This is a genomic window from Mesoterricola sediminis (genome assembly GCF_030295425.1).
Taxonomy (GTDB): Bacteria; Acidobacteriota; Holophagae; order Holophagales; family Holophagaceae; genus Mesoterricola; species Mesoterricola sediminis.
Genome location: NZ_AP027081.1, coordinates 133046 through 159841 on the forward strand (window position 1 = coordinate 133046; position 26796 = coordinate 159841).

Here is a 26796-nt window from a genome sequence, read left to right on the forward strand (position 1 = left end):
TGCCGCCCCGGCCATGGCCGCGGGACGGGCAACCCGGCCCGAACCCCGCCTTCCCCCAGGAGAAGCCTTGCGCCCCATCCATGTCCTGCTGCCCCTTTGCCTCGGCCTCGCGGCCCCGGCCTGGGGCGATCCGCCCCCCACCACCCCCGGGATGGACCTGACCTTCGACGACGACGACTGCGTGCTCCTGCCCGCCCCGGCCGGCCTGAAGCCGGCCCCCGGACGCTTCCAGCCCATGGTCCAGGAAGGGGAGATCGGCCTGGTGCCCTCCCAGGACTTCCTGGACATGGCGGAGACGCTGGCGATCATGAACCAGCTCGCGTACGTGCGCGGCCAGAACTACCGCTTCGGCCACGAACTGACCTACGCCCAGAGCCTCCGGGGCTGGGACCTGCAGAACCTCTCCGCCGTGCGCGGGGAGGTGGCCCGGGATCCCAACGCCGGCTTCGTGGCCTACCACCGGGGCCGCAACACCCTCGCCGTCGTCATGCACGGCTCCATCAACCAGGCCGACTGGCTAACCAACTTCACCCCCGTGCCCGCGGACATCCGCGAGCACCGCACCCCCGAGGGGGACCTGCTGCCCCTCCCGGGCCGGGCCCACCTGGGCTTCCTCCGGAAGTTCCTGTCCTGCCGGGCCGGCATCCGCCAGGCCGTGGACCGGGTGCTGGCCACCCTGGATCCGGCCCAGCGCGACCAGCTCAAGATCTACGTGAGCGGGCACAGCCAGGGGGCCGCCCTGGCCCAGTTCATCACCGTCGATCTGTGCCTGCGCCTCGAGGAGCTCCACGGTCCTGGCTGGTCCAACGCCCGGGAGAACCGCGTCGCCGGCTGGTTCCTGGCCTCGCCCGCGGCCCTGGACGCCGTCGCCGGCGCCGAGGCCGAAGCCCGGGTGGGCAAGGGCAACTGGGTGGTCCAGAACACCTGGCTGGACGTGGTGCCGAACGTCGGGCTGACGCCCAACGGCTTCGAATACCGCAACGTGGGCATCCCCGTGATGCAGGGGAGCTCCGACGCGGCCCTGCGGGCCGCCCGCGCCCAGGCCCGGGCGGTGACCACGTACCTGGCCAATGGCGACTGGACGGCCGGCCTTCTCGGCCTGGTGCCCGTCGCGAACCTGCCCGCGTGGCTGGGTTGCGCCAACCACATGGTGGCCAGCGACGCCAACTACCGGGGGGGCCTCGCCAGCGGCGGGTTCAATCCGGACATGGTGCTCACGACCCTGGCCGACCTCAACCAGGGCCTGCAGGCCGCCTACGACCACCAGCAGGAGAAGCTGCGCGCGCGCGGCTGGTGGAGCCGGCTCAGCCTCCGCTGAGCAGGTGCACGACGCTGACCACCGCCCCGTCCGGGACGGTGGTCGTGTCGTACGCCCTGGGCTGGACGAGGGCGTCGTCCACCTTGATGACGAGCAGGGGGAACTTGTAGTTCCGGACCCGGAGCACGTCGCGGATGGTCATGCCTTCTGTCCAGTCCAGGCGGTCGCCGTTGACGGTGATCATGGTCAGCCGCCGTGGGCCTTGACGACCTCCACGACCTCGGGGAAGACGTCCAGCCCCAGCTCCTTCAGGCGGGCCTGGGTGGGCACCCCGTCGGGGGTCCAGCCCCGGCGCTGGTACACGCTGTCCATGAGCTTGAAGTAGCGGTTCATGCGGAATTCGCGGGTGATGGCCATCTTCTCCTCCAGGGACTTCCCTTCGGGATCGACGCCGATCTCCTCGCGCATCTGCTTGTCGTAGCGCTCGGCGCGGCTCTCGTACTCCTCCCGGCTGACGGGGCCGACGGAGCGGTAGGGGGGCACGTCGTGCTGGCGGAGGCCCTTGCCCATGCGGATGTTGAAGACCCGCTGGAAGTTGTAGACCTTGGCGGACTGGTGGATGAGCTCATCCTTGTCGATCTTCATGCCCGTGGTGGCGTTGAAGACGTCCACGTAGTTCTGCACGTGCTCGGGGACCTTGGCGGGCTCGCTCGTGGTCCCGTTGTCGCTGGGCACCACGTCGTTCCAGGGCAGCTTGCAGAAGCCGTTGAGGCCGAACCAGGTGCGGAACAGGGGGAAGTAGTACAGCGCCTCGGCCTTGTCCTCGAAGGTGGGGAGCTGCTTGTTCACCATGTCCATGAAGATCAGCCAGGCCTCGTCGTGCTGGGGGCCCTTGTTGGTCAGGGCGTACCCGCCCTGCTGGGCCAGGGACTCCTTGGACATGTACTGGCTGTACTCCAGGCCCTTCACCTCCATGCCGATGTCCTGCAGGAGGGCCGGATCGCCCCACCCGCGCTCGGCGAAGATCCGCTTCATGCCGTGCACGCCCTGGCCGGCGATGAGGCCGAAGCCCTCGCCGCGCGCCAGCTGGTGCATCATCTCCAGGTCCGCCTCTGCGTTGCCCCAGGTCAGCTCGAGGCCGCCGGTGCGCTCCAGGTTCAGGATGCCGCGCTGGTAGCACTCCATGACGAAGGCGCAGAGGGTGCCCCAGGTGATGGTGCAGATGCCGTAGGTGTCGCAGTAGAAGTTGAGCTCGAGGAGGTAGTCCGGGTCGAAGACGCCGCAGTTGGAGCCCAGGCCGGCCGCGTTCTCGTACTCGGGGCCGTCCACCGTGACCATGTGCCCCTTGTAGGGGCCGGTCTTGAGGACGAGGCCGTCGGCGCCCTTGGCGCAGGCCATGGAGCAGCCGTACCAGCACCCGTCGGAGGTGCGCTGGGTGCAGCGCTGCTGCCAGTAGGCCGAGTCGATGCGGTTCGTGTCGGGGTGGGAGCCGTACTGGAAGTTGTGCACCGGAAGGAGGTCGTAGGCGTCCATGATCTCCACGATGTGCGCGGTGCCGTTGCGCCGCATCATGCACTGGTGGGGGTCGTTGTTGCGGATCTCCATGTGGTACTTGATGGCGGTCTGCGCGAGCACTTCCTTGTCGGCCACGTGGTTGAGGTCGGGCTTGATGCGGGGCCCGCGGCAGACCACCGCCAGGATCTTCTTGTCCCGGAAGACGGTGCCGATGCCGCCGCGGCCGGCCTGCTTGAGGCGGATGCAGCCCCGGCGCTGGTCGAACCAGGAGAAGTTGAGCATGCCGATGAGGCTGTTCCGCGCGGCGGCGCCGCTGGAGACGACGGACACGTTCACCCGGTCCGCGTCGTCCTCGGCGTAGAGGGCCGTGAGGACCTCGGCCAGCACGTGGCTGTCCTCGGGGCAGCCCTCGATCCGCTCGAAGCGCATCACGCCCTTCTGCCCGTCGATGAAGAGGATCACTTCGTCCTCGGCCTTGCCCTGGAGCTCGAGGGCGTCGAAGCCGCTGAACTTGAGGAAAGGCCCGAAGTAGCCGCCGACGTTGCTGTCGATGGGGATGCCCGTCTGGGGGGAGAGGGAGACGACGAGGGATTTGCCGGTGCCCGAGTACTGGGTGATGCCGGAGACGGGGCCGGGGCTGATGATGATCTCGTTCTCGGGGTCGTTCCACCGCGTGGTGGGCTTCACGGCGTTCCAGAGGTACCAGAGGCCGAAGCCGCGGCCGCCCACGAAGACGTCCTTCATCTGCGCGGTGACGGGCTTCTCGGCGACCGCGAGGGTGCCCACGTCCACATGGAGGGTGCGGCCGTTGTAGCCGCGCTCGGGGAGGCTGGGGGTGAAGGTCAGCTCCTTGAGCACCTTCCGGGAGGCCCTGACGCGCTCGAGCTCCGCGTGGTACTCCGTGCGGAGCGTGAAGTCGATGTCCATCACCTTGCTGGGATCGAAGACGAGTTGGCTCATGTCGGGCTCCAATCAGATGATCCGGTAGGCCGGCTCGGGGACGTCCACGATCTCGAGGGCGGCGTGGGGGCAGGCCTTCACGCAGATCCCGCAGGACGTGCACTTGTAGGGTTCGGCCCAGTCCGGGTTCCGCTCGAAGGCCTCCTTCTCGCAGAAGCCGACGCACATGTAGCAGCCCACGCACAGGGACTTGTTGATCATCACGACGCCCAGCTTGTTGCGCTTGAGGGCTTCGGCGGGGCAGACGACGACGCAGTCGCCGCACTGGTCGCACAGGATGGTGGTCCCCGTGCCGTCCCCGTGGTCCCGGATGTGAAGGGCCGCCAGGGCGGGATCGTCGAGCTTGAAGACCCGGGTGGCGCACGCGGATTCGCACTCGTGGGCACAATCCTTGCCGTAGTTGCACTTGGTCAGGTCGATGCGCAGCTGTCTCATGCCTGGGCCACTCCCTGGGGCAAAGCGGAACGGGCGGCCTGATGCCGCCTTGCGCCCCGAGCCAAGCTTACCCGGGGTCAGAGGAGGGGCAAGAAAGCGGCCGGAATTGTGATCTTGTTCACCGTCAAAGACCTACAGCCACGGTCGACATTGCCGGTTGGACGGGCACATCCGGACGCGGCCCTAGGGGCGCAGGAGATGGACGGAGGTGGCCTTGAAGGCGGCCGTGACTTCGGTCCCCTCGGCCAGGGCCAGGTCATCGCGGGAGGCCGGGGTGACGTAGGCGGCCAGGGGGAAGCCGCAGTCCACCTCCACCCGGACGAAGGGGCCCATGGGGACCAGGGCGGCGACCCGGCCGGTGAAGGCGTTGCGGGCGCTGGTGGGGCCGGCGGGACCGCGGCCCAGGGTGACGTGCTCCGGCCGGATGCCCAGGCGGACCTCCTCGCCCACCCCCGCCCCGCCCAGGGCCACCACCTGGCAAGGGCCCACGTCCACCCTGAATTCCCCGGCGTGGGCGGAGGCGACCCGGCCGGTGAGCACCGTCTCCATGCCCACGAAGCCGGCCACGAAGGCGTCCACCGGCGCATGGAAGACCTCGGCGACGGGCCCCTCCTGGGCCACCCGCCCCTCCCGGAGGACGGCGATCCGGTCAGCCAGGCGAAGGGCCTCCGCCTGGTCGTGGGTGGCCATCAGGGCGGTGGTGCGCGTCTCCCGCAGCACCCGCGCCAGATCCGTCACCAGGCCCTCCCGGGTCGGCGGATCCAGGGCCGAGAAAGGCTCGTCCAGGACCAGGAGCTCCGGCCGCAGGGCGAAGGCCCGGGCGAGGCTCGTGCGCTGGGCCTCCCCGCCGCTAAGGTGGCGGGCGGAACGGCCCAGGAGCTCGGTCAGGCCGAAGCGGGCGGCAGCCTCGGTCACCCGGACGTTCCTTTCTTCGGCCTGGAGCCCCCGGAGCCGGAGGCCGGATTCCAGGTTGCCCCGCACGGACAGGTCGAAGAGGAGGGGGGCCTGGAAGACCATGGTCACCCGCCGCCGGTAGTCCGGACCCAGGGGCGCGCCGTCGAAGGCGATCCGGCCCTCCCGGGCGGGCAGGAGGCCGGCGAGGGTCTTGAGGAGGGTGGTCTTGCCGGAGCCGTTGGGGCCGATGAGGGCCAGGACGGTGCCGGCCGCCACCTCCAGCCGGGGCACGTCCAGCACCTGGACTCCGCCCAGGTCCACCTTGAGCCCGGAGACCTCCAGGAGGGCGCTCACCGGGGGCGCTCCCGCTGCTGGAGGTGCGTGAGGGCGGCGTTGACCGCGAAGGTGAGGACCAGCAGGAGGAGGCTCAGGGCGATGGCCACGTCGAAGTTGCCCTTGCCGGTCTCCATGACCGTGGCCGTCGTCAGGACCCGGGTCTCGCCCTTGATGTTGCCGCCGACCATGAGGCTCGCCCCCACTTCGGAGATGACGCCCCCGAAGCCGGCCATGACGGCGGCCAGCAGGGGGAGCCGGGCCTCCCGGAGGAGCATGAAGACCATCTGGGTCCGCGTGGCGCCCAGGGCGAGGATCTGCAGGCGCAGGTCCTGCGGGAGCTGCTGGAGGGCGGCCACGCTGATGCCGGCGATGATGGGGGTGGCGATCACCGTCTGGGCGATGACGATGGCCGAGGGGGTGTAGAGGAGCTCCAGCCCCCCGAAGGGCCCGTTGCGCCACAGGAGGATGGTGACGAAGAGGCCCACCACCACGGGCGGGAGGCCCATGCCGGTGTTGATGAGGCTGATGAGGAGGCGCTTGCCGGGGAACGTGTTGAGGGCGAGGGCCGTCCCGGCGCCGAGGCCGAGCACGAGGCTGACCAGCGTCGCCAGGACGGTGACCTTGAGGGTGAAGAAGGTGATGCCCAGCACCTCGGGATCGAGGGACCAGAGCAGTTCAACGGCCTTCTTGATGCCCTCCCAGATCAGCTCCAAGCTTCATTCCTCTTCCATGAAAGGGTAGGCGAAGTCCCGGTGGGGGGCGAAGCATTCCTTGATGGTCCGGGGCGAGGTCCACCGGATGAGGTTGAGGAAGCTCCCGGCCTTGTCGTTGGTGCCGGAGGCGCGGGCGCCGCCGAAGGGCTGGTGGCCCACGACGGCGCCGGTGCACTTGTCGTTGATGTAGAAGTTGCCGGCGGTGTTGGCCAGGGCCGCCGTGAGGCGGTTCACCACGTAGCGGTTGCGGGCGAAGATGGCGCCGGTGAGGGCGTAGGGGCTCGTGCCGTCGAGGACGCGGATGGTCTCGTCCAGCTTCTCGTCCTCGTAGACGTAGACGCTGAGCACCGGCGCGAAGATCTCCTCCTCCATGGTGATGAACTTCGGGTTGGTGGTGACGATGATGGTGGGCTCGATGAACCAGCCCACCGACTTGTCCCCCTTGCCGCCCCAGATGATCTCCGCCTCGGGGCTCTCCTGGGCCAGGCCGATGTAGCGCATGGTGGCGTCATAGCTGGCCTCGTCGATGACGGCGCCCATGTAGTTCCGGAAGTCCCTGACGTCGCCGACCTTGATGCGGGCCATCATGCCCAGGATCAGCTCCCGGAGCTGGGGCCACTTGGAGGCGGGGGCGTAGACCCGGCTGCAGGCCGAGCACTTCTGGCCCTGGTACTCGAAGGAGGAGCGGACGATGGCCGTGGCCGCCTCCACCAGGTCCGCCGAGTGGTGGACCAGGATGTAGTCCTTGCCGCCGGTCTCGCCCACGAGGCGGGGGTAGATGCGGTACTTCTCGAGGTTGCCGCCGACGGTCTTCCACATGCTGTTGAAGACGCCGGTGGAGCCGGTGAAGTGGAGGCCGGCGAAGGACGGGTGGTCCAGCACGACCTTCCCGATGAGGGAGCCCCGGGAGGGCACGAAATTGATCACCCCGCGGGGGAGGCCCGCCTCCTTGTACAGCTCCATCAGGTAGTAGTTGGAGAGGATGGAGGTGCTGGCGGGCTTCCAGACCACCGTGTTGCCCATGATGGCCGGGGCGGTGGCCAGGTTGGCGCCGATGGCGGTGAAGTTGAAGGGCGACACCGCGAAGACGAAGCCCTCCAGGGCCCGGTAGTGGACCCGGTTCCAGGTGTGGTCCGTGGACAGGGGCTGCTGGCGGTAGATCTGCTCCATGAACTTGGCGTTGTAGCGGAAGAAGTCCGCCGTCTCGCAGGTGGAGTCGATCTCGGCCTGGTGGGCCGTCTTGGACTGGCCCAGCATGGTCGCCGCGTTGAGGATGTAGCGGTACTTGGTGGAGATCAGGCTGGCCATGCGGTTGAAGATGGCCGCCCGCTCTTCCCAGGGGGTGTTCTCCCAGTCGGCCTTGGCGTCCAGGGCCGCCTGGATGGCGAGGTGGATCTCCGCTTCGCCGGCCTGGTGGACGTGGGCGAGCACATGGCCGTGCTCGTGGGGGCAGACCGCCGTCAGCAGGTTGCCGGTGCGGACCTCCTCCCCCCCGATGATGAGCGGGATGTCCAGGACCTGGTTGTACTGCCGGTCCAGTTCGGCCTTGAGGCGGGCCCGTTCCGGGCTGCCGGGCGCGTACGAGACGGCAGGCTCATTGTGGCTGTCGGGGAGATTGAACAGGGCGTTGGTCATGGGTCCTTTCAGGCATGCCTACGGCATCCATCCAGTCTAGGAAGGGCTGAATAACGTCCCTAGTTGTCCGCTTTTCCCGCGTCGGGGAAGAAGAGGGGGGAGCCGAACGTGTCGACGCCGAACGTCCGGATGATGGCCTGGGTCTTGGGGGAGACGAGGAACTCGGCGAAGGCCTTGGCGCCCGCCGCGTTCACCCGGGGGAAGCGACCGGGCTGAAGCTCGATCACGTGGTAGATGTTGGCGAGGGCGGTGTCCCCCTCCACCAGGATCGTCTGGCCGGGCATGCTCTTACGGACGGCCAGCCAAGTGCCCCGATCCGTGAGGGTGTTGGCCTTCTTCTCCGCCGCCACGTTGAGGGTGGCGCCCATGCCCTGGCCCGTCTCCAGGTACCAGGCCCGGCCCTTGGGCTCGAACCCGGCCGCCTTCCAGAGCTTCTTCTCCTGGGCGTGGGTGCCGGAATTGTCGGCGCGGCTCACGAAGGGCGCCTTGCCCTCGGCGAGCTTCCGGAAGGCTTCCAGGGCGGTGTGGGCGCCCCTGAGCCCCGAGGGGTCGGCCGCGGGGCCGACCACCACGAAATCGTTGTGCATGACGAGGAGGCGCCGGAGGCCGACCCCCTCCTTCATGAATTCCTTCTCGGCGTCCGGGCTGTGGACGAGGAGCACGTCCGCCTCGCCCTTGCGGCCCATGGCCATGGCCTGGCCGGAGCCGACGGCGATGGTCTTGACCTTGATGCCCGTCTGCCGCTCGAAGGTCGGGACCAGCACATCCAGCAGCCCCGAATCCTGGGTGCTGGTGGTTGTCGCCAGGATGATCGTTCCCTGGGCATGGGCCGCCAGGCCCATCAGGAGGCCCGCGGCGAGGGCAAGGAATCTGTTTTTCATGTCGGCCTCCCAACCCAAGGGGTTCGGGCGGGCATCCCCGCCCACGCCCCTCGTTTGGGGGCGCTAAGGCGCGGACGGGAAGGCCCCGGCCCGGACCGCACTGCGGGGTCGATGGTTACACGTGGATATAGCGGTTGGCAAGGGGTGTCTGAAATTCGGGGGGCCCCCGCGGGCGGGACTCAATCCAGGGGCTCGGCTCGCCGGGGCGTGAATTCGTCGGCCGGTGCGAGCAGCCGGCCATATTCCTTCAGGGCGTGGCGCACGGCGTCCCAGGCCTGGGCCTGGAGGGCCCGGTAGCGCTTGAGGGCTTCCATCCCCAGCTCCGTGACCTGGGCCCCGCCCCCCTTGGCGCCGCCCAGGCGGGCCTGCACGAGGGGCTCCCGGAAGCACTTGTTCATTTCATCAACAAGCAACCAGGCACGCCGGTAACTCATGCCCAGGGCCCGGCCGGCGGCCGAGATGGAGCCCGTCTCCGCGATGGCCTCCAGGAGGTCCGCCTTGCCGGGGCCCATGGCGTAGTGGTCCCCGATGGGGATCCCGATGCGGACGATTTTCCTGGCGTGGGGATTCATGGCGGTACCCGGAGGCTGGGCGCGGCGGCCTGATACCATGGTGCCACCAAGGACGCCCCCATGCTCGGATACGAGGAAGCCCTCCAGCGTGTGCTGGCCCACGCCGCGCCCCTCCCGCCCAGGGTCCTGCCCCTGGCCGAGGCCCTCGGCCTCGCCGCCGCCGAGGACATCCACGCCCTCGAGCCCGTGCCCCCCTTCCGCAACGCCGCCATGGACGGCTTCGCCGTGCGGGTGGAGGATGCCGCCCGCGGACGCCTGCCGGTGGGGGGCACCCTCGCCGCGGGCATGGCCCACGTGCCGCCCCTGGCGCCGGGCACCGCGGTTCGCATCATGACCGGGGCCCCGGTCCCCCCGGAGGCCGACGCCGTGGTGCCCCTGGAGGAGGCCGTGGCCGAGGGCGGCGAGGTCACGTTCCTTCGGCCGCCCCGCCCCGGCGCCCACATCCGGCTCCCGGGGGAGGACATTCCGGAGGGGGGCCGCGTGGTGCCCGCCGGCGCGGTGATCCGTCCCGCGGAGGCGGGGGTTCTGGCCGCCATCGGCCGGCCGACGATCCCCGTGCGGCCCCGCCCCCGGGTGGCCGTGCTGACCACGGGCAACGAGCTGGTGGACGCGGGGACCCGCCCCGGGCCGGGCCAGATCCGGGACGCCAACATCCATTCCCTGTGCGCCCAGGTGCAGGCGGCGGGCGGGGTGCCCCTGCCCTTCCCCCGGGTGGAGGACACCCGGGAGGCCGTCGCCGCGGCCCTCGCCGCGGCCCTGGAGGCGGCGGACGTGGTGCTCACCAACGGTGGCATCTCCGTCGGCGACTTCGACTACATCAAGGCCGTCCTGGAGGCCGAAGGCGCGGAGCAGGTCTTCTGGCGGGTCGCGCAGAAGCCGGGCGCGCCCCTGGGCCTGTGGGTCCTGCGGGGCCGGCCCGTCTTCGGCATCCCGGGCAACCCCGTGGCGGCCATGCTCATGTTCGAGGCCTACGTGCGGCCCGCCCTCCGGAGCCTCATGGGCTACCCCCACCTGCACCGGCCCGAGCGGACGGGCACCATGGCCGCCCTCTGGAAGCGGAGCGGGGATCCCCGGCGCACGGAGTTCCTGCGGGTCATCGCCGAGCGGAGCCCCGAAGGGCTCCGGGTCCGCCTCGCGGGTCCCCAGGGGAGCGGCATCCTGTCCAGCCTGGTGCGGGCCAACGCCATCGCCCTGGTGCCCGAGGGCCTCACCTCCCTCACGCCCGGGGACCCCGTCCGTCTGCAGATGCTGGACGAGCCGGAGGATCATTGAGCGGCCCCAAGCGACCCGTGGTGAGGCTCCTCCAGGTGGGCCTGCGCTCCGCCCACATCGCCGCCATGGGGGTGCTGCTGGGTGGCCTCGCCTTCGGCCTGGGCCGGCCGCGCCTGGATGCCGCGATCCTGGGCGCCCTGGCCAGCGGCCTGGGCCTCCTCCTGCTGGACCTGTGGAGCGGGTCCACGGCCCTCACCCAGGGCAGCGGCGCGGCGGTGATCCTGAAGCTGCTCCTCCTGGGGATGGGGAACCTCTTTCCGGACCACCGCTTCGGCTGGTACCTGGCCGCCACCTTCGTGGCCTCCATCGGCGCCCACATGCCGGGCAGCCTCCGCCACTTCTCCTGGACCGAGGGCCGGGTCATCCCGCGCGGGGAAGGCCGGGGCCGGGATCAGGAGACGGGCCTGCCGCCCGTGACCTCGTAGATGGAACTGGAGATGTAGCTGGATTCGTCGGAGGCCAGCATCACGTAGACGGGGGCCAGCTCCACGGGCTGGGCCGGGCGGCCCCAGGGGGTGGAGGTGCCGAATCGGCTCACCTCCTCCTTCGTCATGGAGGCGGGGATCAGGGGCGTCCACACGGGGCCGGGGGCCACGGCGTTGACCCGGATGCCCCGGTCGGCCAGGAGCCCCGCGAGGCTCTTGGTGAAGGTGGCGATGGCCCCCTTCGTGGTGGCGTAGGCCAGGAGGTCGGGGCGGGGGGTGAAGGCTTCCCGGCTGGAGGTGTTGATGATGGAGGCCCCCGGCCGGAGGTGGGGGAGGGCCGCCTTGCAGAGGTGGAACATGGCGAGGATGTTCACCTTGAAGGTGTGCTCCAGCTCCTCGGTGGTGAGGTCCTCGAGGCTGGCGAAGGTGCGCTGGTGGGCGGCGTTGTTCACGAGGACGTCCAGCTTCCCGAAGGCCTCCACCGCCCTGGCGACGAGGGCGGCGCAGGTGTCGGGGCAGCTGAGGTCGCCGGGGACGAGCACGGCCTTGCGGCCGGCCTCCGTGATCCAGCGGGCCGTGTCCTTGGCGTCGGCCTCCTCGGCCTCCAGGTACGACACCAGCACATCGGCCCCCTCCCGGGCGAAGGCGATGGCCACGGCCTTGCCGATGCCGCTGTCGCCGCCGGTGATGAGGGCGGCCTTGCCCTCGAGGCGCCCGTGGCCCCGGTACGAGGTTTCGCCGTGGTCGGCCTGGGGCGACAGGGCCTGGTCGCTGCCGGGGAGCTGCTGCTGCTGCTCCGGGAAGGGGGGGCGGGGGGTCTCGACGGGACGGGTCGAGGTTTCGGGGCTGGGCATGGGATCCTCCAAGGGGACGGGCGTTCCGGGACGCAGGGGCCTGCCGGAGACTCCCCCCTTGGATGCGGGCCCCGGGCTCCCGTCACGGGTCCGCCAGCCGGGGCAGCTCCCACCGCCGCATCCGGAGGGGGAGGAGGGCCCCCGGCAGGGCCAGGAGGGCGCAAGCGAGGAAGTACCCGGGCCAGCCGAGGGCCTTCACCAGGAACCCGGCGGGGGCGGGGAGGAAGACCCGGGCCAGGGCGGAGAGGCTCGTGAAGATCGCGAACTGGGTGGCCGCGGCGCCCCGGTCGCAGAGGGCGGCCAGGGCCGCCAGGAAGGCCACGCTGCCCATGGCGAAGACGGTGTTCTCGACCAGGGTCGCCGCCCACATGAGGGGGAGGTTCCGCCCGGAGAGCGCCAGGAGGTAAGACAGGAGGATGGCGGCGGCCTGGCCCACCCCGAAGAGGAGCAGGCAGGTGCGCAGGGCGAGGCGGTGGGTGAGCCAGGCGCCCAGCACGCCGCCCACGACCATGGCGAGGAGCCCCATGTCCCGGGTGGCCTGGCCGATCTCCGTCCGGGTGAAGCCCAGCTGCATGAGGAAGGGCATGAAGAGGAGCATGGCCAGGTTGTCGCCCAGCTTGTACAGCAGCATGAAGGCCAGGGTCTCCCCCGCGCCCCGGCGCGCCGCGAGGGCGGCCAGGGGCCCGAGGACCGCGTCCCGGAGGGAGGCGGGGCCCGGGGGGGCGGCGGCTTCCCGGGCCGTGAAGGCCCCCAGGGCGCCGGGCAGGACGAAGGCGGCCGTGGCCAGGAACACCCAGGGCCAGTCCGCCACGTCGGACAGGCGCAGGGCCAGGGCCTGCGCGAAGAGCATGCCCAGGCGGTAGCCGGTGATGTGGAGGGAGGTTCCCGGGCCCTGCCACCGGAAGGGGAGGGTTTCGGTCCGCCATGCGTCCAGGCAGATGTCCGCGCTGGCGCCGCAGAAGAAGGCCAGGGTGGAGAGGGCCGCCGCCGGCCCCAGGCCCGCGCGGGGGTCGGTCCAGGCCAGGAGGGCGGTGCAGGCGGCGAAGCCCAGCAGGGCCACGCCGGCCCAGCCGGTCCGCCGGCCTCCGGCCGGGGGGGCGTACCGGTCCAGGAGGGGCGACCAGAGCACCTTCAGGGTGTAGGGGAGCCCCGTGAGGGAAAAGAGCCCGATGAGGCGGATGTCCACCCCCCGGCTCTCCAGCCAGGCCTGCTGGGTGCCGGTGCACAGGGAGAGGGGGATGCCCGCCGTCAGGCCCAGGAGGCCCATCAGGGCCAGGGTGGGCACGGGGGCCCGGGAACCGGTGGCGGGGGCGGCCATGCCCCAGCATGGCCGGGGTGAAGGGCGGGGCAAGGTCTTGAAAATTCAAGGTTTCCAATTAAGGGCGTCCGTCACGAGGGCCGCCTGCTCCTGGAGGAAGCGGGTCCGGGAGCCCGGCGCCGGGCTGGCCCGCTCCGGGCGCGCCACACACCCCCAGTCGCAGGCCGACGCCCCCAGGCGCTCGCGCACGTACCGCCAGGCTCCCATGTTCCGGGGCTCTTCCTGGGCGAAGAGCCGGACCGCGGACCTCGGATAGCCCGCCAGGGCCTGGCTCAGCTGACCCGCGGGGAAGGGATACAGCTGCTCCAGGCGCAGGATGGCGGTGCGCCGGTCCTGGCGGGCCCGGAGCAGTTCGTGGCCCAGCTTCCCGGAGACCAGGGCCACGCGCTCCACGCCGGCCCGGGGCTCCCCGGCCGCGAAGGCGGGGTCGTCCAGCACCCCCTGGAAGCCGCCGGCGGCCAGGTCCGCCAGGGTGGCGCGGGTGGCGGGGTCGCGGAGCAGCCCCTTGGGGGTCAGGACCGCCAGGGGCCGGCGCCGGGGATCGCGGGCCTGGCGGCGCAGGAGGTGGAAGTGCTGGGCCGCCGTGGAGGGCTGGGCCACCCGCAGGTTGTCCTCCGCGCACAGGTCCAGGAGCCGCTCGAGCCGGGCCGAGGAGTGCTCGGGGCCCTGGCCCTCCTGGCCGTGGGGGAGGAGGAGGACGAGGCCCGCCTCCTGTCCCCACTTGCGCTCGGAGGCGGCCAGGAACTGGTCGAGGATCACCTGCGCGCCGTTGGCGAAGTCCCCGAACTGGGCCTCCCAGAGGACGAGGGCGGCGGGGTCCGCCGTCGCGTAGCCGAACTCGAAGCCCAGGACCGCGAACTCGGAGAGGGGGCTGTCCAGGGCCTCCAGGCCCGGGGCCAGGGCCGCCAGGGGCGTCCAGGGCGCGCCGTTGCGGACGTCGAACAGGGTGAGGTGGCGCTGGCTGAAGGTGCCCCGCACCGCGTCCTGGCCCGAGAGGCGCACGGGGAGGCCCTCCTGGAGGCAGAGGCCGAAGGCGAGGAGCTCGGCGCCGGCCCAGTCCACGGGGCCCCCCTCCGCCACGGCGGCCCGGGCCGCCTGGAGGCGGACCAGCTTGGGATGGACCTGGAAGCCCGCGGGTACCCGCCCCAGGGCCCGGGCCGCCTCGCGCAGGCGCGGCGCCAGGTCCGCCGGCGCCGCCGGGGGCAGGACGGGGGCCTGGGGGGGCGGCAGGTCGGGGGAGGCCGGGCCCGCCGCCACGTCCCCGCGCGCCCGTTGCCGGAGGACCTCGGCCTCCCCGGGGGCGAGGACCCCCTCGGCCTCCAGGCGCGCCGCGTATCCCGCGGCGACGGGGGGGTGGGCGTCGATGCGCCGGTAGAGGAGGGGCAGGGTGAACCGGGGCTCGTCCCCCTCGTTGTGGCCGAAGCGCCGGTAGCACACCAGGCGCACCACCACGTCGGCGCCGAAGCGCTGGCGGGCGTCGAAGGCCAGGTCCGCGGCGCGGACGGCGGCCTCGGGGTCGTCCCCGTTCACGTGGAGGATGGGGAAGCCGTAGGCCTTCGCCAGGTCCGTGCACCGGCGCGTGGACCGGGTGCGCTCCGGTCCGGCGGTGAACCCCACCCGGTTGTCCACCACCAGGTGGAGGGTCCCCCCCGTGGCGTAGCCCTCCAGGCCCGCGAGGTTGAGGGTCTCGGCCACCACCCCCTGGCCGGGGAAGGAGGCATCCCCGTGCAGGAGCACCGGCAGGACCCGCGCCGCGCCGCCTGCCCCCGCCAGGCGCTGCCGCGCCCGGGCCATGCCTTCCACCACCGGGTCCACCGCCTCCAGGTGGCTGGGGTTGGGGGCCAGGGTCACCGCGAGCCCGCCCCCCTCCCAGGAGCGCCGGAGGGCGGAGGCGCCCAGGTGGTACCGCAGGTCGCCGGAGCCGTGGGTGGCCCCGGGATCGGCCCGGTCCTCGAACGTCTCGAAGATGCGGGCCGCGGGCTTGCCCAGGGTGCAGGCCATGACCGCGAGCCGGCCGCGGTGGGGCATCCCCAGCACCGCCTCCCGGACCCCCGCGGCCGCGGCGCGGTCGAAGACCCGGTCCAGGAAGGTCACCGCCGCGTCGCCCCCGCTGAGGGAGAACCCCTTGTGGCCCGGGTAGCGGGTGAGGAGGGCCGCCTCGAAGGCCTCCACCCGCAGGAGCTGGGCGAGGAGGGCGCGGCGCGCCCCGCCGTCCAGGCCGGAGCGCCCGGGGCCCTCCTCCACCGCCGCCTCCAGCCAGGCCCGGAGCGCGGGATCCTCCACGTGCGCCACCTCGGCGCCGAGCGTGCCGCACCAGGCCGCCAGGAGCCGCGCCCCGTCCTCCCCCGCGGGGACGGCCGGGGGCGCCTCCCGGGGCTCGAGGCCCAGGGGGTCCAGGTCCGCGGCGAGGTGGCCCCGCGCCCGGAAGGGGGCGCGGGGATCCGGGGCGGGGGCTTCGGCGAAGACCTCGGCGGCGTAGCCGGCGTTGAGGCCGTAGCGCGCGATGAGCGCGTCGAGGGCGGGATCGGTCATGGGAGGGCTCCTGCTGCCGCGGCCCGGGGGCCGGGGCCGGCATGATGCCACCGGCGGACCCCGTCCGGGGCGGGACAGGGCTGACGGACCGCGCGGCCTGTCGTATAGACTGGGGGGCAAAGGAACCGCATGGGCATCGTACTGGAAGCGCGCATCGACAAGCTTTTCGCGTGGCTGAGCGCCGCCGGGTGGCAGAAGCTGGGCAAGCTGATGGCCGTCGTCATCACCTGCGTGGTCATCCTCTGGGCCCTCCGGCTGGTCTCCAAGGCGGTGGCCCGCTCCATGGCCTCCGGCATCGGCGGCGGGGATCCCGAGACCCAGCGCCGGGCCCGGACCCTGGGCGCCGTCATCGCCAACTTCGCCCGGGTCCTCGTGATCACCTTCTTCATCCTGGAGACCCTTCAGGAATTCAACGTGAACGTGGGCCCCCTGGTGGCGGGCGTGGGCATCGTGGGCGCGGCCATCGGCTTCGGCGCCCAGAACCTGGTGAAGGACGTCATCGGCGGGTTCTTCCTCCTCGTGGAGAACCAGTACGGGGTGGGGGACATCATCTCGGTGGGCGACAAGCACGTCGGCACCGTGGAGCGCATGACCTTCCGCATGACCATGCTCCGGGACGTGGAGGGCCGGGCCCACTTCATCCCCAACGGGAACGTCAACGACGTGATCGTCATGAGCAAGAACTTCGCGAAGGCCCTCGTGGACGTGGAGATCAGCCACGAGGAGGACATGGACCGGATCATGGACCTGCTGCGGCAGGTGGGGGCCGAGATGAGCTCGGCCGTGGAGAGCGTCCTGGAGCCCACCGAGGTGCTGGGCGTCGAGACGATGACCCCGGTGAGCTGCACGGTGCGGACGGTCACCAAGTGCGCGCCGGGCCAGCAATGGGCGGTGGCCCGGGAGTACCGCCGGCGGATCCTCGCGCGGTTCAAGCTTGAGAACGTGAACCATCCCGTCCCGCAGCGGCGCATCATCACGATCTGAAACGAGGAACCTTTCGGGACATCAAGCCATTCATTGAACTTGTGAGCTTGTCGGGCCGCCCAGAGTTCCGCGAGGCAGGGGTCGGGCCCAGTGGTAGGATAGGAGGCTCCCCCCAGCGGGGATTTCGCGAGGTTTGACACCATGGAATACAACTACGGAGACCGTGCCGCCGTCGGGATGTCCCGGGACGGGGCGCGGGCCGCGTTCGTGCGCAGCGTATATTTGTGGCTCATGGGTGGGTTCGGCGTGGCCGCCGTGGGCGTGCTCAGCACCCCCTACGTGCTCGCCTTCCTGCTGCCCATCTTCGGCCGCTACTTCTTCTGGCCCCTGATCATCGGCTACTTCGGCGCCTTCATGTGGGCCCAGGCCGTCAGCCGCCGCAAGCCCGTCAACCGGTTCGCCTACGCCCTCTTCACCTACGTGTCGGGCATCCTGGCCGGCATCGCCATGGCCGCCACCGTCCAGCAGGCGGGCCCCGGCATCGTCCTCACCGCCTTCGCCCTCACGGCCCTGGACTTCCTGGTCCTGAGCGCGGTGGCCTTCGTGACCCGGAAGGACTTCAGCTTCCTGGGCAGCTTCATCCTGGTGGGCCTCGTCGTGGCCCTGGGGGCGAGCCTCATCGGCTTCTTCTACCACGCCGAGATCTTCCACCTCATGATCTCCGCCGTCATCGTCATCGCCTGCTCCGCCAAGATCCTCTGGGACACGAGCCGCATGCTCCTGGCGGGCGAGTTCGACGACCCCGCGGGCTTCGCCCTCTCCCTCTTCATCAGCCTCCTGAACATCTTCCTCAACCTGCTCCGCCTGCTCTCGGGCGGGCGCCGCGATTGATCCCTTCCAAAGGAACCCCATGCTCCGCAGCCTGACCCTCGCCCTCGCCTCCCTGGCCCTGGTCGCCCAGGCCCCCGCCCCCAAGGCGGAGCCCGCGGCCAAGCCCGCCCCCAAGGCTGAGCCCGCCGCGAAACCCGCGCCCAAGGAGGACAAGGTGCTCGCCACCATCGGTGGCACGCCCGTGAAGGAATCCGATTTCGAGCTCTTCCTGAACCTGAGCGTCCCCGAGCAGCAGCGGGCCCAGGTGATGATGATGCCGGGCGCCCGGGAGAACTACCAGAAGCGCTTCCTCGAGTTCAAGGTGCTGGCGGTCAAGGGCGAGAAGGAAGGCCTCGCCAAGACGCAGGACTTCGCCCGCAAGCTGGACCTGATGCGCATGCAGGTGCTCATCCAGGCCCTCTTCGACCGCGACGGCGGCAAGCTGCGCGACGACGCCAAGGTCAGCGACGAGGAGGTCAAGGCCTACTTCGAGAAGCACCCGGACAAGTTCCGCAGCCCCGAGACCTTCTCCGCCCGCCACATCCTCGTCAGCACCCGGGCCAACGGCACCGACAAGCCGCGCACCGAGGAGGAGGCCCAGGCCCGCATCAAGGAGGCCCAGGCGGCCCTCAAGGCCGGCAAGCCCTTCGACGAGGTCGCCAAGACGTTCTCGGACGACCCCGGCAGCAAGGACAAGGGGGGCCTGTACGAGGACATCGCCTTCGGCCGCTTCGTGCCGGAGTTCGAGAAGGCCGTCCGCGACCAGAAGCCGGGCGTGGTGGGCGAACCCGTGAAGACCATGCACGGCTACCACCTGATCCAGGTCGAGAAGGTGAACCCCTCGGTGCCCCAGACCTTCGAGGCCGCCAAGGAGACCGCCCGTCAGCAGGCCGCCGCCGAGAAGAATGAGACGATCATGAATGCCTACATGGAGGCGGCCCGCAAGGAAGTCGGCTACCACGAGGGGGCCGTCCCCGCGGCCCGTCCCGCCAAGGTGGCCCCCAAGGCCAGGAAGGCCTCCAAATGAACATCCGCGGCCTTTCGGTCCTGTGCGTGCCCTGCATCCTCGCGGGGGCGCCGGAGGTGCGGGAGGAGATCCTCGTGGTCGTCAACGGCCACGCCATCACCCGCCGGGTCTTCCAGCAGGCCGTTGAGCAGGAGACCGCCGCCCTCTACCGCCAGTTCAGCGGCAAGGCCCTCGACGAGAAGCTGCGCGACGCCCGGGAGAAGACCCTCCAGGGCATGATCGACAACTTCATCATCCAGGACAAGGCCGCCGACCTCGGCATCCAGGTCCGGGACGAGGACATCCGGAACTACATCGAGGACATCAAGAAGCAGAACAACTTCGCCACGGACGAGGATTTCGAGCGCGCCCTCAAGGGCTCCCTCGGCATCGGGCTCCCCGCCTACATCGCCCGCAGCAAGAGCGACATGCAGAAGCAGGAGGTCCTGAGGCGGGAGGTCTACTCCAAGATCGCCATCGAGGACCAGGAGCTGCGCGCCTGGTACCTGGACCACAAGGAGGACTACCGGATCCAGCCCCGCTTCCGCATCCGGGAGCTGGTCCTCCCCAAGGGGGCGACCCCCGAGGAGACCGAGGCGAGCCGCGCCAAGCTGGCCAAGGTGAAGGAGGCCCTGGACAAGGGCACCACCTTCGAGAACCTGGTGAAGGAGTACTCCGTCAGCACGAGCCGGAGCACCGGGGGCGACCTCGGATGGCTGCCCCGGGGCGTCCTGCACGCCAACATCGAGACGGCCTCCCTGGCCCTCAAGCCGGGCGAGGTCTCGGGCCCCCTCGAGACGGACAAGAACTTCTACATGGTCCAGCTCATCGAGGCCCAGCTCGACGCCGTGAAGCCCTTCGAGGACGTCCGGATGCAGATCCGGGAGAAGCTGCAGGAACCGAAGGCGCAGAACGCCATCGAGAACTACCTTGGGGGCATGCGGACCCGGGCCAACGTCCGGTTCATGGTCCCGAAGGAAGACATCATCAAGGGGTGAGGAGCGTGCGGCTGGACCTGTTCTTGAAGAAGACCCATCTGGTGAAGCGCCGTGAGTTGGCCCGCGAGCTCTGCGACGAGGGCATGGTGCGGGTGGACGGCACCCCCCGGAAGGCCAGCTTCGAGGTGAAGCCGGACATGGAGCTGGAGTTCCCCCTCTACAACCGCATCATCCGGGCCCAGGTGCTGAACCTGCCCGAGGGCACCGTGGCGCGGGGCGACCAGTGGACCTACATCGAGATCCTGGAGGAGAAGTGGGCCCCCATGGACGACGGTTCCGTGTCCGACCCGATGCTGCCCCGCCCCAAATCGCCCACCTTCCATTGACGAGCGCCCATGACTGACCAGGCCCCCCTCCGGTCCCTCAAGGAGGGGGACGTCTTCAACGGCCACCTCCTCGCCCTCGAAGCCGCCTTCAAGACCAGCGCCAAGGGGAGCGAGTACCTGGAGCTGCGCCTGGGGGACGCGTCCGGCGACCTGAAGGCCTTCCTCTGGGACCTCCGGGCCGTGGAGGGGGACCTCGACCGCATCGCCCCCGAGGCCTTCCTGAAGGTGAAGGGCCAGATCTCCTCGTACAACGGCCGGGCGCAGATGCGCCTGGACAAGGTGCGGTTCGCGCCGGACGCGGAGGTGGGGGACCTGGCCCGCTTCTTCCCGGTGAGCGCCCGCCCCCTGGACGCCATGGTCCGGGAGTTGGACGCCCTCATCGCGGGCATCGCCGACCCCTGGATCCGGGCCCTGCTGGAGCGGTTGTTCGTTCAGGATGCGGACCTCCGGGACGCCTTCTGCCGGGCCCCGGCGGCCAAGTCCATGCACCACGTGTGCCTCGGAGGGCTCCTGGAGCACACCCTGTCCGTGGCGGCGATGGCGGACCGGGCCTGCGGCCACTACGCGGACCTGAACCGGGACCTGGTCGTGGCCGGGGTGCTCCTCCACGACGTGGGCAAGACCGCCGAACTGACCTACCAGCGGAGCTTCGGCTATTCGGACGCCGGCAACCTGGTGGGGCACATCGCCCTGGAGGCCGAATGGGTGGGCCGGGCCGCGGACGCCATCCCCGGCTTCCCCCCCGCCCTGCGGCTCCACCTCCTCCACATCGTCCTCAGCCACCACGGCCGGCTGGAGTACGGCTCCCCCGTCGTGCCCAAGACCCCGGAGGCCCTCCTCGTCCACTACCTGGACGACCTGGACGGCAAGCTGGAGGCCATGGCCCGGGCCGTCCGGGAGGACGCGTCGGACGGGGCCTGGACCCCCTTCTCGCGCGCCCTCGAACGGATGATCTACAAGGCCCGGTGGCCCAAGGCTTAGGCGCGGGCGAGCGGGCATTGCCCGGATAACCGCCCCGGGTTACCCTGGGGGCCATCCGGACAGGCGTAACGCGCATGACGTTGTTCCCCCTGCCTTGCGCCACCTCCCACCCAGGGGCCCCCATGAAGCAGTCGCGGAAGGCCAAGCGGTACGACGACTCGGTCCTCCCCGGGGATTTCAACGGCTTCGAGCCCTTCAGCGCCGGGGATCCCGCCGTCGGCGTCGTGAGCGGCGCCCTCCGGCGGACCCGGGCCGGCGTGGAGGTGGGCCACCTGACCCTCGAGTGCCCGGAACCCCCCCGGCGGAGCTTCGCCCGGCTCCAGGCCCGGGCCGAGGACCTCTCCCGGCAGCTCACGTACCTGGACGAGCGCATGGAGATCGTGGACCACGACCGGCGGGGCCTGTACATCCAGCTCCGCAGCCTGCCCCCCTACAAGGACGAGGCCCAGATCCAGTTCAATGAGATCTCCATCGCCCGGGACCGGGTGGTCCTCAAGCGGATCGCCTTCCATCGCCGGGATGAGGTGAAGCGGGAGGTGCCCCTGACCCTCAGCGAGGAGACCCTGGAGCGCCTCATGGCGGACCTGCGGAGGGTGCTGGGCTAGGGCCGCAGCTCGGCCGCGAAGGCCTTCACCCGGTCGTACAGGGCCCGGGGGCTGAGGCCCTCCTCGTCCAGGAGCCGGGCGTGGTCGCCGTGGTGGACGATGTGATCGGGCACGGCGCAGCGGAGGAGTGGGCGGGCGATGCCCTGGTCGGCCAGGAACTCGGCGATGGCGCCGGTGAAGCCGCCGGGGGCGCAGCCTTCCTCCAGCGCCACGACGGCGCGGGTGTGGCGGGCCCATTGGCCGATCAGCTGCTCGTCCAGGGGCTTGATGAAGCGCGCGTTGATGACGGCGCAGTCCAGGCCCTCCCCAGCCAGGCGTTCGGCCAAGGCGGTGGCGGAGGCGACGAGGGTGCCCACCGCCACGAGCAGGAGGTCCCGGCCCTCGCGCAGCAGCTCGCCCTTGCCGATGGGCAGGGCGGTGACGGGGTCCTCCAGGGGGACCCCCAGCGCGTTGCCCCGGGGGTAGCGGAGGGCGGCGGGCCGGTTGCTGTAGATGGCCGTGAAGAGCATGCGCCTCAGCTCGTTCTCGTCCTTGGGGGCCATGAGGATGAGGTTGGGCATGCACCGCAGGTAGGCCAGGTCGTACAGGCCGTGGTGGGTGGGGCCGTCGGCCCCGACGATGCCGCCCCGGTCCATGGCGAAGGTCACCGGGAGGTTCTGCAGGCACACGTCGTGGAGCACCTGGTCGAAGCCGCGCTGCAGGAAGGTGGAATAGATGGCCGCAACCGGGCGCAGGCCCTGGCAGGCGAGCCCGGCCGCGAAGGTCACCGCGTGCTGCTCGGCGATGCCCACGTCGAAGCACCGCGCCGGATGGGCCTTCTGGAAGAGGTTAAGGCCCGTGCCGTCCAGCATGGCCGCCGTGATGCCGACGATCTTCTCGTCCCGGCGGGCCAGCTCGGTGAGGGTGTTCCCGAAGACCGCCGTGTACGACGGGGGCGCGGGCTTCGCCGGATCGGGGGCGGGCTTGATGATCTCCCCGGATTCCCGGTCGAAGGCGGTGACGCCGTGCCACTTGAGGGGGTCCTTCACGGCGGGGTCGTAGCCGTGGCCCTTCTGGGTCTGCACGTGGAGGAGCACCGGGCCTTCCGCCATGCGCTCCTTGGCCTCCCGCAGGGCCCGGAGGACGGCGGCCACGTCGTGCCCGTTGACGGGGCCGATGTAGCGGAAGCCCAGGTCCTCGAAGAGCAGGCCGGGCACGGCGATGCGCTTGAAGGACTCCTCGCTCCACTTGGCGGCCTTGGCCAGGCGCCGGCTGACGCTGGCCACCGGGATGGTCTTGATGGCGTGCTCGATGCGGTCCCGCCAGCGGTTGTAGTACTGGCCGCTGATCATCTGGTTCAGGTAGCCCTGGAGCGACCCCACGTTGGGGTTGATGCTCATGTCGTTGTCGTTGAGGATGACCATGAACTTGCGGGTCTCGAGGAACCCCGCCTGGTTCAGGCCCTCGAAGGCCATGCCCGCGGTCATGGAGCCGTCGCCGATGACGGCGACGCAGGCGTAGTCCTGCCCGGTCAGGTCCCGGGCCTTGGCCATGCCCAGGGCGGCCGAGATGCTGGTGCTGGCGTGGCCCGCCCCGAAGTGGTCGTAGGGGCTCTCCTCGCGCTTGAGGAAGCCGGAGAGGCCGTTGTGCTTGCGCAGGGTGGAGAAGCGGTCCTTCCGGCCCGTGAGGATCTTGAAGGGGTAGGCCTGGTGCCCCACGTCCCAGACGATGCGGTCGACGAGGAAGTCGAAGTGGTGCATGAGCCCCACGGTCAGCTCCACCGTGCCGAGGTTGGAGCTGAAGTGGCCCCCGGTCTCGCTGACCGAGGCGATGATGAAGTCCCGCACCTCCTGGGCGAGCTGCTCCATCTGGACCAGGCTGAAGTGATGGATCTGCTGCGGCGCCGCCACGGAGTCCAGCAAGGGATATCTGCTCACGCGCCGCGCTCCGCCAAGTAAGTGGCCAAGGCCGTCAGGGAAAGGGGATTCGGTAGCGAAGCTAGCTGGCATCTGGCGCGTTCCGTGGCCTCCTGCAAGGCCTTGCGGGCTCCCTGGAGCCCGAGGAGCAGGGGGTAGGTGATTTTACCCCTGCCCTCGTCCTTGCCAACCCGCTTCCCCATGGCCTCCGTGGTGGAGGTGGCGTCCAGGATGTCGTCCTGGATCTGGAAGGCGAGGCCGATGGCTTCGCCGGCCGCCCTCAGGGCCTCGCGGTCCTCCCGGCTGGCGCAGCCCGCGATGGCGCCCAGTTCCAGGCTGGCCCGCAGGAGGGCGCCCGTCTTCAGGCGGTGGATCTGCTGGAGGCCGGCCAGGGTCACGGGCTCGCCGCCCCGGGTGCGCGCCTCCCCTTCCAGATCGAGGGCCTGGCCGCCGACCATGCCACGCCAGCCGGCGGCCTCGCCCAGGACGCGGAGGGCGTCCACCCGGCGGGAGGGAGGCAGGTCCGGGTCGGAGGCGAGGTGGGTGAAGGCCTCGGTGAGGAGACCGTCCCCCGCCAGGATGGCGGGGCCCTCGCCGAAGGCCACGTGGCAGGTGGGCTTGCCCCGCCGGAGATCGTCGTCGTCCATGGCGGGGAGGTCGTCGTGGATGAGGGAATAGGTGTGGATGTACTCCAGCGCGACCGCGCAGCTGAGGGCCGACGCGGCGGCGGCGCCCACGGCTTCCGCGGCGAGCATACAAAGAACCGGGCGAATCCGCTTGCCGCCGGCCTGGAGGCTGTACACCATGGCCTCGGCCAGGTGCGGGGCCTCGCCGTCGGCGAAGGGGAGCAGGAAGCGGGACTCGAACAGGGGGACCAGGCGGGCCAGGTCGGCCTTCACCTGCTGGGATGCGGACAGATTCAAGCGGGCTCCCCCTCGAAGGGCTCGGCCTTCACCTCACCTCCGAGCCCCTGGCGGAGGATCTCCACCCGGCGCTGGGCCGCCCCGAGCTGCTGCTGGAGGGCGCGGCTGAGGGTGACGCCCTCTTCGAAGGCCTGCAGGGCCTCCTCCAGGCCGAGGCTCCCGGCCTCGAGCCGGCCCACGAGGGCCTCGAGCCTGTCCAGGCCGTCTTCGAAGGAGGGCGGGTCGTTCGTCATGCCCTCATTGTATCCGGTATGGAAACCCTTCACTTGGCCTTGAGCTCGGCCCGCAGCTTCTTGCCGGCGTCCTCCAGCCGGTAGCCGGTCGGCAGCTCGAAAGTCGCGGCCGGAATGGGCCCGGTCTCCACCCGGGTCGCCTCGGTGACGGCGTCCATGCCCATGAGGCCCGCCAGGTGGGTCTTGAGGGGCATCCCCTTGAGCTTGGCCATCTCCTCGTAGAGGCGCTTGAAGCTGGCGCCGGCCGGGCCGGCCTTGGCGAAGGCGGCGGCCTGGGCCCGGACCATGCGCGCGCTGGCCGTGTCGGGGTAGGGCGGCCGCAGGGTGGGGTCGAGGCTCACCTCCATGAGGAGCTTGCCCACCCGGATCGACCAGGCCTCGCAGGCGCGGCCCGCGACCTTGTCGGCGCCCTTCTTCTCGACCTTCACGTCGTTGGGGTCGCCGAACATGGCCCCCATGAGGCCCCCGACGCCCTCGGGGAGGCTGCCGTTGAGGGCGTCCAGGGCGGCGAAGGCGTCCTCGAAGGTGATCATTTCGATGACCTTCTTCTTGTGGTCGATGGTGTAGGTGGCGCCCTTGGTGAAGTCCACGAGGGTGTCCCGCTGGTCCCGGGCGTTCCGGGTCAGGGTGTGCGCGGCCGTGTAGTAGCGGACCTCCGTTCCCTCCCCGAGCCGCTTGGCGGACGTGGTGCTGGTGATGGTCAGGTCGGCGGCACCGAGGATGCCGAAAGCCAGGGTTGCGGCCAGGGCCAGGACAGGGCGTAATCTCATAGGATCTCCCGGGATCGACGTGACCCCACCTTACCGCCGGCTGGTTCGGTCCGCGCGCCCAAAAAGCTTGTAAATTAAGATCGTCAGGGTGGAAAAAACAATGGCTCGCTTGCTCGTAGTCGATGATTCCCGGGAGACCTGCGACCTCCTCGAACTCCTCCTCGGGGAGGGCCTCGGCATGGAGGTGGAGGTGGTCAAGGCCACCCGGCCCGAGGAGGCCCTGAAGCACCTGCAGGCCGGCGGCATCGACCTGATGCTCTCCGACATCAACCTGGAGGCGGGCATGGACGGGATCGATCTCCTGAGGGCCGCCCGGCCCCTGGAGGTGGAGACCATCCTCCTGACGGGCTTCGGCACCCTGGAGAAGGCCCTGGAGGCCGTCCGGGAGGGGGCCTTCGACTTCATCTCCAAGCCCTGGAACAACGAGGAGCTGAAGTCCCTCGTCAAGCGGGCCCTCCTCATGAAGGCCAACAAGGGCGGCGGGGCCGAGGCGGGGAAGGCCGCGTCCCTCAACCAGAGCGTCATGATCGGGTCCAGCCCCAAGATGATGGAGGTCTACCGGACCATCGCCTCCCTCCAGAACAGCCGGACCACGGTGCTCATCATCGGGGAGAGCGGGACCGGCAAGGAGCTGGTGGCCCAGAACATCCACCTCAGCAGCGACCGCAAGTCGGCGCCCTTCGTCGCCATCAACTGCGGGGCCCTCACCGAGAGCCTCCTGGAGTCCGAGCTGTTCGGGCACGTGAAGGGGGCCTTCACGGGCGCCGTGGCCGACAAGAAGGGGCTCTTCGAGGAGGCCAACGGCGGCACCATCTTCCTGGACGAGATCGGCGAGACCTCCCTGGGCTTCCAGGTCCGGCTCCTGCGCGTGCTCCAGGAGCAGGAGGTCCGGAAGGTGGGCGGGAACCGCACGGTCAAGGTCGACGTCCGCGTCATCGCCGCCTCCAACAAGGACCTGGCCCAGATGGTCAAGGCGGGCAAGTTCCGGGAGGACCTGTACTACCGCCTCTGCGTGGTCGAGATCCGCGTCCCCCCCGTGCGGGAGCGCTACAGCCGGGACGCCGCCGGCAAGGTGACCTCGGACATCCCGGCCCTCCTGGACCACTTCCTGGCCGAGTGCGGCCGAAAGGACGGGACGGTCTACCGCATCCGGAGCGACGCGCGCCGCCAGCTCGAGGCCTACAGCTGGCCCGGCAACGTGCGGGAGATGGGCAACATCGTCGAGCACCTCACCCAGCTCAGCCGGGGCCGGGAGATCACCCCCGACGACTTCCCCGAGAAGGTCCGGGAGGAGCTGCGGACCCGGGGCGCCGGCATGCCCGCGGCGCCGGCCCCCCTCCTGGAGCTCATCCGGGACTGGGACCGCCTGCCGACCCTGGAGGAGCTGGAGCGGCGCTACATCCAGGTCCTGCTCAAGCACGAGCAGAAGAAGAGCCGCATCGCGGACATCCTGGGGAAGGACCGGACAACCCTCTACCGCAAGCTCAAGGACCTGGGTCTGGGGGACGGCGCCGACGAGCGGGAGTGATGCGGAATGCAACGTGTTGCAGAATCCCACGGGGGATTCGGAAACATCCAAGTTGCAATTCAAGAAATAATTGAATTTAAATTTTGGCAAAGTTGATGCTTCATGGTTGGCAGACCTCCGGCCGTTGCCGGAATCCA

The 26796-nt window shown here is 70.5% G+C and carries 26 protein-coding genes; 11 read left to right on the forward strand and 15 right to left on the reverse strand.

Annotated features, from left to right (window positions below; all coding sequences use genetic code 11):
- The first annotated feature begins 67 nt into the window (after window positions 1-67).
- Complete coding sequence (locus R2J75_RS00570) at window positions 68-1318, forward strand: lipase family protein (protein ID WP_316410881.1); 1251 nt, start codon at window positions 68-70, stop codon at window positions 1316-1318.
- On the opposite strand, the gene thiS is transcribed toward R2J75_RS00570, so the two are convergent.
- The 8 genes from thiS to R2J75_RS00610 form a co-directional block, all read right to left on the reverse strand.
- Window positions 1305-1502: a sulfur carrier protein ThiS gene (thiS, locus tag R2J75_RS00575; RefSeq protein ID WP_243346677.1), complete on the reverse strand. Its 198-nt coding sequence runs from the start codon at window positions 1500-1502 to the stop codon at window positions 1305-1307. The genes R2J75_RS00570 and thiS overlap by 14 nt on opposite strands.
- Window positions 1503-1504: 2 nt before the next feature.
- The gene (locus R2J75_RS00580) at window positions 1505-3700 is read right to left on the reverse strand and encodes an aldehyde ferredoxin oxidoreductase family protein (RefSeq protein ID WP_394365902.1); all 2196 of its coding nucleotides are present in this window, start codon (window positions 3698-3700) and stop codon (window positions 1505-1507) included.
- A gap of 45 nt (window positions 3701-3745) precedes the next feature.
- Entirely contained in the window at window positions 3746-4168 is a 423-nt protein-coding gene (locus tag R2J75_RS00585) for a 4Fe-4S binding protein (RefSeq protein WP_243332962.1), read from the reverse strand.
- A gap of 183 nt (window positions 4169-4351) precedes the next feature.
- Window positions 4352-5416 (reverse strand): ABC transporter ATP-binding protein, encoded by a 1065-nt coding sequence (locus R2J75_RS00590; RefSeq protein ID WP_316410883.1) that lies wholly within the window; start codon window positions 5414-5416, stop codon window positions 4352-4354.
- Window positions 5413-6111: an ABC transporter permease gene (locus R2J75_RS00595; RefSeq protein ID WP_243332958.1), complete on the reverse strand. Its 699-nt coding sequence runs from the start codon at window positions 6109-6111 to the stop codon at window positions 5413-5415. Before R2J75_RS00595 ends, R2J75_RS00590 begins: the two co-directional genes overlap by 4 nt.
- Window positions 6112-6114: 3 nt before the next feature.
- Entirely contained in the window at window positions 6115-7746 is a 1632-nt protein-coding gene (gene pruA / locus R2J75_RS00600) for an L-glutamate gamma-semialdehyde dehydrogenase (RefSeq protein WP_243332957.1), read from the reverse strand.
- Window positions 7747-7805: 59 nt separating this feature from the next.
- Window positions 7806-8627, reverse strand: a complete 822-nt coding sequence (locus R2J75_RS00605; protein ID WP_316410884.1) for a substrate-binding domain-containing protein — start codon at window positions 8625-8627, stop codon at window positions 7806-7808.
- 179 nt (window positions 8628-8806) lie between these two features.
- The gene (locus R2J75_RS00610) at window positions 8807-9199 is read right to left on the reverse strand and encodes a winged helix-turn-helix domain-containing protein (RefSeq protein ID WP_316410885.1); all 393 of its coding nucleotides are present in this window, start codon (window positions 9197-9199) and stop codon (window positions 8807-8809) included.
- A 60-nt stretch (window positions 9200-9259) separates the two neighbouring features.
- Here R2J75_RS00610 and R2J75_RS00615 point away from each other — a divergent pair, with 60 nt between their 5' ends.
- Both R2J75_RS00615 and R2J75_RS00620 read left to right on the forward strand, forming a co-directional pair.
- Window positions 9260-10471: a molybdopterin molybdotransferase MoeA gene (locus R2J75_RS00615; protein WP_316410886.1), complete on the forward strand. Its 1212-nt coding sequence runs from the start codon at window positions 9260-9262 to the stop codon at window positions 10469-10471.
- On the forward strand, window positions 10468-10896 hold the full coding sequence (locus tag R2J75_RS00620) for a hypothetical protein (RefSeq protein WP_316410887.1): 429 nt from the start codon (window positions 10468-10470) through the stop codon (window positions 10894-10896). Before R2J75_RS00615 ends, R2J75_RS00620 begins: the two co-directional genes overlap by 4 nt.
- Here R2J75_RS00620 and R2J75_RS00625 read toward each other — a convergent pair.
- The 3 genes from R2J75_RS00625 to R2J75_RS00635 form a co-directional block, all read right to left on the reverse strand.
- On the reverse strand, window positions 10863-11750 hold the full coding sequence (locus tag R2J75_RS00625; protein WP_316410888.1) for an SDR family oxidoreductase: 888 nt from the start codon (window positions 11748-11750) through the stop codon (window positions 10863-10865). The genes R2J75_RS00620 and R2J75_RS00625 overlap by 34 nt on opposite strands.
- Before the next feature lie 82 nt (window positions 11751-11832).
- Window positions 11833-13068 carry an MFS transporter gene (locus R2J75_RS00630; RefSeq protein WP_316410889.1) on the reverse strand — a complete coding sequence of 412 codons (1236 nt, stop codon included), beginning with the start codon at window positions 13066-13068 and terminating at the stop codon, window positions 11833-11835.
- Between the two features lie 45 nt (window positions 13069-13113).
- Window positions 13114-15600 (reverse strand): multifunctional oxoglutarate decarboxylase/oxoglutarate dehydrogenase thiamine pyrophosphate-binding subunit/dihydrolipoyllysine-residue succinyltransferase subunit, encoded by a 2487-nt coding sequence (locus R2J75_RS00635; protein ID WP_316410890.1) that lies wholly within the window; start codon window positions 15598-15600, stop codon window positions 13114-13116.
- Window positions 15601-15729: 129 nt separating this feature from the next.
- Between R2J75_RS00635 and R2J75_RS00640 the strand changes: the two genes are divergently transcribed.
- The 7 genes from R2J75_RS00640 to R2J75_RS00670 all read left to right on the forward strand — a co-directional run bounded on the left by R2J75_RS00640 (window position 15730) and on the right by R2J75_RS00670 (window position 21310).
- Window positions 15730-16584, forward strand: coding sequence for a mechanosensitive ion channel family protein (locus R2J75_RS00640; protein WP_243332946.1), 855 nt, complete (start codon window positions 15730-15732; stop codon window positions 16582-16584).
- A 141-nt stretch (window positions 16585-16725) separates the two neighbouring features.
- Window positions 16726-17415 carry a Bax inhibitor-1/YccA family protein gene (locus tag R2J75_RS00645; protein WP_243332943.1) on the forward strand — a complete coding sequence of 230 codons (690 nt, stop codon included), beginning with the start codon at window positions 16726-16728 and terminating at the stop codon, window positions 17413-17415.
- Window positions 17416-17434: 19 nt separating this feature from the next.
- On the forward strand, window positions 17435-18421 hold the full coding sequence (locus R2J75_RS00650) for a peptidylprolyl isomerase (protein ID WP_316410891.1): 987 nt from the start codon (window positions 17435-17437) through the stop codon (window positions 18419-18421).
- Window positions 18418-19398 (forward strand): peptidylprolyl isomerase, encoded by a 981-nt coding sequence (locus R2J75_RS00655; protein ID WP_243332940.1) that lies wholly within the window; start codon window positions 18418-18420, stop codon window positions 19396-19398. Before R2J75_RS00650 ends, R2J75_RS00655 begins: the two co-directional genes overlap by 4 nt.
- 5 nt (window positions 19399-19403) lie before the next feature.
- A complete protein-coding gene (locus R2J75_RS00660) occupies window positions 19404-19724 on the forward strand; it encodes a S4 domain-containing protein (protein ID WP_316410892.1) in 321 nt (106 codons plus the stop codon).
- A 9-nt stretch (window positions 19725-19733) separates the two neighbouring features.
- Window positions 19734-20705, forward strand: coding sequence for a 3'-5' exoribonuclease YhaM family protein (locus R2J75_RS00665; RefSeq protein ID WP_243332934.1), 972 nt, complete (start codon window positions 19734-19736; stop codon window positions 20703-20705).
- Between the two features lie 122 nt (window positions 20706-20827).
- Window positions 20828-21310, forward strand: coding sequence for a hypothetical protein (locus R2J75_RS00670; protein ID WP_243332932.1), 483 nt, complete (start codon window positions 20828-20830; stop codon window positions 21308-21310).
- Here R2J75_RS00670 and dxs read toward each other — a convergent pair.
- The 4 genes from dxs to R2J75_RS00690 are packed head-to-tail and all read right to left on the reverse strand — an operon-like array spanning window position 21307 to window position 25131.
- Window positions 21307-23226 carry a 1-deoxy-D-xylulose-5-phosphate synthase gene (gene dxs / locus R2J75_RS00675; protein WP_243346671.1) on the reverse strand — a complete coding sequence of 640 codons (1920 nt, stop codon included), beginning with the start codon at window positions 23224-23226 and terminating at the stop codon, window positions 21307-21309. The two genes, R2J75_RS00670 and dxs, sit on opposite strands and share 4 nt — an antisense overlap.
- Entirely contained in the window at window positions 23223-24128 is a 906-nt protein-coding gene (locus tag R2J75_RS00680) for a polyprenyl synthetase family protein (protein ID WP_243332922.1), read from the reverse strand. The genes dxs and R2J75_RS00680 overlap by 4 nt, the downstream gene beginning before the upstream one ends.
- Complete coding sequence (xseB, locus tag R2J75_RS00685; protein WP_243332920.1) at window positions 24125-24361, reverse strand: exodeoxyribonuclease VII small subunit; 237 nt, start codon at window positions 24359-24361, stop codon at window positions 24125-24127. Before xseB ends, R2J75_RS00680 begins: the two co-directional genes overlap by 4 nt.
- Before the next feature lie 29 nt (window positions 24362-24390).
- Window positions 24391-25131, reverse strand: a complete 741-nt coding sequence (locus R2J75_RS00690; protein WP_243346669.1) for a DUF4412 domain-containing protein — start codon at window positions 25129-25131, stop codon at window positions 24391-24393.
- 109 nt (window positions 25132-25240) lie between these two features.
- On the opposite strand from R2J75_RS00690, the gene R2J75_RS00695 reads away from it, so the two are divergent.
- Window positions 25241-26659 (forward strand): sigma-54-dependent transcriptional regulator, encoded by a 1419-nt coding sequence (locus R2J75_RS00695; protein ID WP_243332916.1) that lies wholly within the window; start codon window positions 25241-25243, stop codon window positions 26657-26659.
- Window positions 26660-26796 lie beyond the last annotated feature (137 nt).

Coding starts and splice junctions, on each gene's coding strand:
- thiS (WP_243346677.1), bottom strand. CDS start 1,502: ATGATCACCGTCAACGGCGACCGCCTGGACTGGACAGAAGGCATGACC.
- R2J75_RS00580 (WP_394365902.1), bottom strand. CDS start 3,700: ATGGACATCGACTTCACGCTCCGCACGGAGTACCACGCGGAGCTCGAG.
- R2J75_RS00585 (WP_243332962.1), bottom strand. CDS start 4,168: ATGAGACAGCTGCGCATCGACCTGACCAAGTGCAACTACGGCAAGGAT.
- pruA (WP_243332957.1), bottom strand. CDS start 7,746: ATGACCAACGCCCTGTTCAATCTCCCCGACAGCCACAATGAGCCTGCC.
- R2J75_RS00605 (WP_316410884.1), bottom strand. CDS start 8,627: ATGAAAAACAGATTCCTTGCCCTCGCCGCGGGCCTCCTGATGGGCCTG.
- R2J75_RS00610 (WP_316410885.1), bottom strand. CDS start 9,199: ATGAATCCCCACGCCAGGAAAATCGTCCGCATCGGGATCCCCATCGGG.
- R2J75_RS00615 (WP_316410886.1), top strand. CDS start 9,260: ATGCTCGGATACGAGGAAGCCCTCCAGCGTGTGCTGGCCCACGCCGCG.
- R2J75_RS00625 (WP_316410888.1), bottom strand. CDS start 11,750: ATGCCCAGCCCCGAAACCTCGACCCGTCCCGTCGAGACCCCCCGCCCC.
- R2J75_RS00630 (WP_316410889.1), bottom strand. CDS start 13,068: ATGGCCGCCCCCGCCACCGGTTCCCGGGCCCCCGTGCCCACCCTGGCC.
- R2J75_RS00635 (WP_316410890.1), bottom strand. CDS start 15,600: ATGACCGATCCCGCCCTCGACGCGCTCATCGCGCGCTACGGCCTCAAC.
- R2J75_RS00640 (WP_243332946.1), top strand. CDS start 15,730: ATGGGCATCGTACTGGAAGCGCGCATCGACAAGCTTTTCGCGTGGCTG.
- R2J75_RS00645 (WP_243332943.1), top strand. CDS start 16,726: ATGGAATACAACTACGGAGACCGTGCCGCCGTCGGGATGTCCCGGGAC.
- R2J75_RS00650 (WP_316410891.1), top strand. CDS start 17,435: ATGCTCCGCAGCCTGACCCTCGCCCTCGCCTCCCTGGCCCTGGTCGCC.
- R2J75_RS00655 (WP_243332940.1), top strand. CDS start 18,418: ATGAACATCCGCGGCCTTTCGGTCCTGTGCGTGCCCTGCATCCTCGCG.
- R2J75_RS00665 (WP_243332934.1), top strand. CDS start 19,734: ATGACTGACCAGGCCCCCCTCCGGTCCCTCAAGGAGGGGGACGTCTTC.
- R2J75_RS00670 (WP_243332932.1), top strand. CDS start 20,828: ATGAAGCAGTCGCGGAAGGCCAAGCGGTACGACGACTCGGTCCTCCCC.
- xseB (WP_243332920.1), bottom strand. CDS start 24,361: ATGACGAACGACCCGCCCTCCTTCGAAGACGGCCTGGACAGGCTCGAG.
- R2J75_RS00690 (WP_243346669.1), bottom strand. CDS start 25,131: ATGAGATTACGCCCTGTCCTGGCCCTGGCCGCAACCCTGGCTTTCGGC.